Here is a 4955-nt window from a genome sequence, read left to right as displayed (position 1 = left end):
CCGTCTTGCGCGTGGGCGCCAGCGCGCTGCTGCTGGGTGCGGGACTGGGCGCGGGCGCCAAGGCGGCCCAGGCGCAGGACCCCGCCACGGTGGAGCCGCCCGCGGAGGTGCGCAGCGCCTTGAGCGGCGCGCGCTCGGCCGGCTCGGCGCGCATGCGCTTTTTTGGTTTTGATGTCTACGACGCCCGGCTCTGGGTGTTGGACGATTTTCGCGCCAGCCGCTTCGCGCAGCACGAGCTCATGCTGGAGCTGGCCTATCTCCGGGATTTGAGGGGCCGCTCGATTGCCGAGCGCTCGCTGGAGGAAATGCGCCGCGGCGCCGCCATTGCGCCGGCGCAGGCGCAGCGCTGGCTGGCCGCCATGCAAGACGCCTTTCCCGATGTCAACGCGGGCGACCGCATCACCGGGCGGCACAGTCCGGGGGAAGGCGCGCGCTTCTGGTTCAACGGGCAACCTCGCGCCGCCATTGCCGATCCGGCGTTCAGCCGCCTGTTTTTTGGCATCTGGCTGGCGCCCTCCACCAGTGAGCCGCAACTGCGCAGCGCGTTGCTGGCGCGGGCGGCGCCATGACGGTTGACATGACGGCCGCCGTGGCGCGCCGCGTGGCAACGCCAGCGTTCAGCTGGCGGGACGGTTGGCGCTACGGCCTGATGGGATTCCCGCTGGCTTTTGTGGCCCTGCCGCTGTATGTCGTGCTGCCGAACCATTACGCCCGCGCCTTTGGCGTGCCGCTAGCCATGCTCGGCGCGCTGCTGCTGGGCGCGCGCCTGTTTGACGCGGTGATTGACCCGCTGCTCGGGCGCTGGAGCGACCGCCTGTTTGCCCGTTCCGTGAACGCAGTTCTGGGCTGGGGCGCGCTGGCTGCGGCGCTGCTGGGCCTGGGCTTTGCGGCCCTGTTCTTCCCGCCCGTGCGCGAACTGCCCGCGCTGCTGCTGTGGGCCGCGCTGTGCCTGCTCCTGACCTATGTGGCCTACAGCGCCCTGAGCATCCTGCACCAGTCGTGGGGCGCCATGCTGGGCGGCGACGAGCAGCAGCGCAGCCGCGTGGTGGCATGGCGCGAAGGGCTGGCGCTGCTAGGCGTCATCTTTGCATCGATTGCGCCCGCAGCCCTCGGCCTGCCTGCGACAGCCGCTCTGCTTTTCGTAGCGTTGATGGCCGGGTGGCTGGCGTTGCGCGGGGCACGACGGCCGCGCGTCGCACCCAGCCACCCGGCCTTGCCCACACACGCGCAAGCCGTGCCTGGTGCGCAGCCGGAGCGCTTGGGCCCGGGCGCCGCGCAAAAGGCCCCCTCCCTGTGGCTGCCTTTTGCGCGGCCCGAGTTTCGCGCGCTGCTGGCGGTGTTTGTGGTCAACGGCATCGCCAGCGCCGTGCCGGCCACGCTGCTGCTGTTTTTTGTGCAGGACCGGCTGCAAGCGCCGCCCAGCAGCGAAGCGCTGTTTCTGGGCAGCTATTTCCTGTGCGCCGCGCTCGCGCTGCCGCTGTGGCTGCGCGTGGTGCAGCACTTTGGCCTGGCGCGCAGCTGGGGCCTGGGCATGCTGCTGTCCATCGCCGTGTTTGTGTTTGCCGCCACGCTGGGCGCAGGCGACGTCCTGCCTTTTGTGCTGGTGTGCGCGCTGTCGGGCGTCGGCCTGGGTGCCGACCTGGCGCTGCCCGGCGCGCTGCTGGCCGGCACCATCCAGGCCAGCGGCGACCAGGGCCGCGCCGAGGGCGCTTATTTTGGCTGGTGGAACTTCGCCACCAAGCTCAACCTGGCGCTGGCCGCCGGGCTCGCGCTGCCGCTGCTGGGCGCGCTGGGCTACGTGCCCGGCACGCGCGACGCGGCTGCGCTGCAAACCCTGAGCTGGGCCTATTGCCTCTTGCCGTGCGCGCTCAAGCTGATCGCCGCCGGCCTCTTGTACCAACTCATCATCCGAAAGACCCCATGAAAAGACGCTTAGCTCTAGCCCTTGGCACCGCCGCTGTCGCCAGTTCCGCCCTGTTGTTGAGCGGCTGCGCCTCGCAACAGATCGAGTCCTATGCGACAGAAAGACCCATACTCGATCTGCAGCAGTACTTCAACGGCACGCTCGACGCTTACGGCGTCTTCACCGACCGCTCCGGCACCGTGGTCAAACGCTTTACCGTGGTCATGAAGTGCAGCTGGCAGGGCGACGCGGGCGTGCTCGACGAGGATTTCACTTACTCCGACGGCAGCACCCAGAAACGTATCTGGCGCCTGACCAAACTGGCCGACGGCCGCTTCACCGGCCGCGCCGATGACGTGGTCGGCGAGGCGCAGGGCGAGAGCCGGGGCAACGCTTTTCACTGGACCTACACCTTGAGCCTGCCGGTGGACAACAAAGTCTACGAGGTGCAGTTCGACGACTGGATGTACCTGATGAGCGACAAAGTGATGCTGAACAAGGCGACGATGCGCAAGTTCGGCGTGCGCCTGGGCGAGGTCACGCTGTCATTTGCCAAACGCTGAGTTTTCCAGCAAATGTCGAAAAATTTATAAGAAATTGGCCTCTAGCCCTCGTCGCCATTGCACAAGCAGCTATCAATATTAAAGTAACCAATTGCCGATGAGACTTTTCCCCACCCTGTTCCCGGCCCTGAACCGCCCGATGCAAGACTGGCACGGCAAGACCGTGTGGATCGTCGGCGCCTCCAGCGGCATCGGCGAGGCCACCGCGGCTGCGCTGCATGCTTTGGGCGCGCGCGTGATCGTGTCGGCGCGCCAGGCGCAGGCGCTTGACGCCTTTGTCCAGCGCCACCCCGGCAGCCAGGCGCTGACGCTGGACGCCACCGACCGACCTGCGGTGCAGGCAGCAGCAAAGCAACTGCTGGCGCAGGGCCCGCTGGACTGCGTGCTGTACTGCGCCGGTCACTACAGCGCCATGCGCGCCGATGCGCTGGACCTGCCTGACATGCTGCGCCACCTCGAGGTGAACTACGTCGGCGCCCTGCACGTGTTGGACGCCGTGCTGCCCGCCCTGCTGGCGCGCGGCGCCGGCCACATCAGCCTGGTCGCCAGCGTGGCCGGCTACCGCGGCCTGCCGCAGAGCCTGGCTTATGGCCCGACCAAGGCGGCGCTGATCAACCTGGCTGAAACGCTGTACCAGGACCTGCGCCCCCGGGGCATCGGCGTGTCGCTCATCAACCCCGGCTTTGTGCAAACGCCGCTCACCGCCGGCAATGAGTTCAGCATGCCGGCCTTGCTGACGCCCACGCAGGCCGCAAGCGCGATCGTGCAGGGCTGGGCGCGCGGCGCCTTCGAGATCCATTTCCCGAAGCGTTTCACGCTGTGGCTACAGGCGCTGCGCATCCTGCCCGACCGGGCCTTCTTCTTTCTGGTGAAAAGGGCGACCCAATGAGCACATCAACTGCGGCGAAGTCGCTGGCGAACGGGCCCGCAGACCTTGAGGCGACTGTGGCCCGCGTGGTGGTCTTTTTTGAGTCGCTCACGCCCGCCAGCGTCGCCGATCTGGGCGCTTTTTACGACGCGCAGGCGCGCTTCAAGGACCCGTTCAACGAGGTGCAGGGCGTGACTGCTATCCGGGCGATTTTTGAGCACATGTTTGTGGCGTTGCAGGCCCCGCGTTTTGTCGTGACCGGCCAGGTGCTGCAAGGCCGCCAGTGCTTCCTGACCTGGGAGTTCCGCTTTGCGTTCAAGGCGTTCAAACCCGACAGCGGCCAAGTCATCCGCGGCGCCTCGCAACTGGTGTTCTCAGCGCAGGGCCTGATCACGCTGCACCGCGATTATTGGGATGCTGCCGAGGAATTTTACGAAAAGTTACCATTTTTGGGCAGTCTGATGCGCTGGCTGAAAAAGCGGGCCAAAGCGTAGCATCCATCCGCCGGCCACCCCCCAAGCAGCTTGAATGAGCCTCGGCCGACGAGGCATCTTGTGTGTGGGGCAGCGCACAGACCGCCACCGCCAACAAGCCCATAGTTGTCATGTGCAGAGTAGGCTTACCGGTTTTTCGGCTAAATTGGGGCTTCTGCGCTGATCACCACGCTCAATCACATGAAATCGATCCCATCTGACCTCGCGAAGGCGAGCACCACGGCGCCCGGATGCGGGAAGTGAGCCCCGCATGAGCCAAGCCCCCCGCTTCAAGTTCCGGCTTTATGTGGCAGGCGACGCGCTGAACTCGGCACAGGCGCGTGCCAACCTGGCGGCGCTGTGCCGCGCCCACTTGGCCGGGCGACATGAGATCGAAGTCGTGGATGTGTTCAACGAACCCAAGCGGGCGCTGGCCGACGCCATCTTCATGACGCCCATGCTGGTCAAGCTGGCGCCGCTGCCGGTGCAAACCATTGTCGGCACGCTGAGCCAGACACAGGCCGTGTTGCAGGCGCTGGGCCTGGAAAGCGGCGCGGCATGAACCCGGAAAAAACAAGCCCTGGGGGCGCCACCCATAAGGAAGTCACCGCGCTCATCGAGACGCTGCACGCAACCGGGCAACGCCTGGAGGACCTGACGGCAGGCGAGGTGGACACGGTGACGGACCGGCGCGGTCGCACCGTCCTGCTGCGGCGCGCCCAGGACCACCAGCGTCACAACGAAGCCACCAAGCAGGCCGCCATTCTCAATGCCCTGCCCGCGCATATCGCCTTGCTCGATGCCCAGGGCCTCATCGTCTCGGTGAACGAGGCATGGCGGCTGTTTGCCGGCACCAACATGCCCCAAGAACCCGCCATTGGACCCGGCCTCAATTACCTTGAGATTTGCGAACACGCCCGGGGCGATGACGCGGCCCAGGCGCACCAGGCAGCCGCCGGCATTCGTGCGGTCTTGGCGGGCGCGGCCAAGAGTTTTTCGCTCGAATATCCCTGTCATTCGCCCACCGAAAAACGCTGGTTCCTGCTGGTCGTGACACCGCTGGCCGGTCAATCCCCGCACGGCGCCGTCGTCATGCACCTGAACGTCACCGAACGTAAACAGGCCGACCAGAAGTTCAAGGAACTGCT

Annotated in this window: 7 protein-coding genes; all 7 read left to right on the top strand. The window is 66.5% G+C overall.

Annotated features, from left to right (window positions below):
* Positions 1 to 569, top strand: a 569-nt coding sequence (locus GZ093_RS20230; protein ID WP_363261198.1) for a chalcone isomerase family protein, incomplete at its 5' end; no start/stop codon positions are given.
* 80 nt (positions 570 to 649) lie between these two features.
* Positions 650 to 1924: an MFS transporter gene (locus GZ093_RS20225; RefSeq protein ID WP_296489483.1), complete on the top strand. Its 1275-nt coding sequence runs from the start codon at positions 650 to 652 to the stop codon at positions 1922 to 1924.
* The gene (locus tag GZ093_RS20220) at positions 1921 to 2466 is read left to right on the top strand and encodes a DUF3833 domain-containing protein (protein ID WP_296489481.1); all 546 of its coding nucleotides are present in this window, start codon (positions 1921 to 1923) and stop codon (positions 2464 to 2466) included. The genes GZ093_RS20225 and GZ093_RS20220 overlap by 4 nt, the downstream gene beginning before the upstream one ends.
* Positions 2467 to 2563: 97 nt before the next feature.
* Positions 2564 to 3355, top strand: coding sequence for an SDR family NAD(P)-dependent oxidoreductase (locus tag GZ093_RS20215; protein WP_296489479.1), 792 nt, complete (start codon positions 2564 to 2566; stop codon positions 3353 to 3355).
* On the top strand, positions 3352 to 3828 hold the full coding sequence (locus GZ093_RS20210; protein WP_296489478.1) for a nuclear transport factor 2 family protein: 477 nt from the start codon (positions 3352 to 3354) through the stop codon (positions 3826 to 3828). The genes GZ093_RS20215 and GZ093_RS20210 overlap by 4 nt, the downstream gene beginning before the upstream one ends.
* A 250-nt stretch (positions 3829 to 4078) precedes the next feature.
* Complete coding sequence (locus GZ093_RS20205) at positions 4079 to 4369, top strand: circadian clock KaiB family protein (RefSeq protein WP_296489477.1); 291 nt, start codon at positions 4079 to 4081, stop codon at positions 4367 to 4369.
* Positions 4366 to 4955 (top strand): PAS domain-containing protein (locus GZ093_RS20200; RefSeq protein ID WP_296489475.1); only part of this gene is annotated, 590 nt, incomplete at its 3' end. The genes GZ093_RS20205 and GZ093_RS20200, both read left to right, overlap by 4 nt.

Origin of the sequence: Rhodoferax sp., from assembly GCF_010365055.1 — a bacterium.
GTDB lineage: Bacteria > Pseudomonadota > Gammaproteobacteria > Burkholderiales > Burkholderiaceae_C > Rhodoferax.
The sequence above is the reverse complement of the archived record's forward strand: the minus strand, read 5'-3'. Positions and strand labels throughout refer to the sequence as shown.